Origin of the sequence: Paenibacillus sp. MER TA 81-3 (assembly GCF_023713585.1) — a bacterium.
Lineage (GTDB): Bacteria > Bacillota > Bacilli > Paenibacillales > Paenibacillaceae > Paenibacillus_B > Paenibacillus_B profundus.
This window is the reverse complement of record NZ_JAMAWB010000150.1, coordinates 1-254: the sequence shown is the minus strand read 5'-3', so window position 1 is coordinate 254 and position 254 is coordinate 1. Positions and strand designations below refer to the sequence as shown.

General features: G+C 44.9%; 1 protein-coding gene. It reads right to left on the bottom strand.

Features of this window, described 5'->3' with window-relative positions; translation table 11 throughout:
• Positions 1–98: 98 nt before the first annotated feature.
• The coding region (locus M3650_RS31640) for a winged helix-turn-helix domain-containing protein (protein WP_251580318.1) at positions 99–254 on the bottom strand (156 nt) is incomplete at its 5' end.

Genomic DNA, 254 nt, shown 5'->3' with positions numbered 1-254 from the left:
TGAAAAGAAGACCGTCAACCTGTGCAGGATGGCGGTCTCTGGCGCATGGATGGATATACTAATAGTGCGTGTTCAAAAGAGGACTTTTTGAGCAACCTCTAATAGGAATCGGCCTGAAATTTGTAACCTACACCTCTCACCGTAACGATATACCGGGGTTGTGTTGGATCTGGTTCGATTTTTTTGCGTAGATTGCTTATATGTACCATAAGGGTTCGTGTATCCCCAAAGCTTTCCGTGTTCCAAATGTGCTG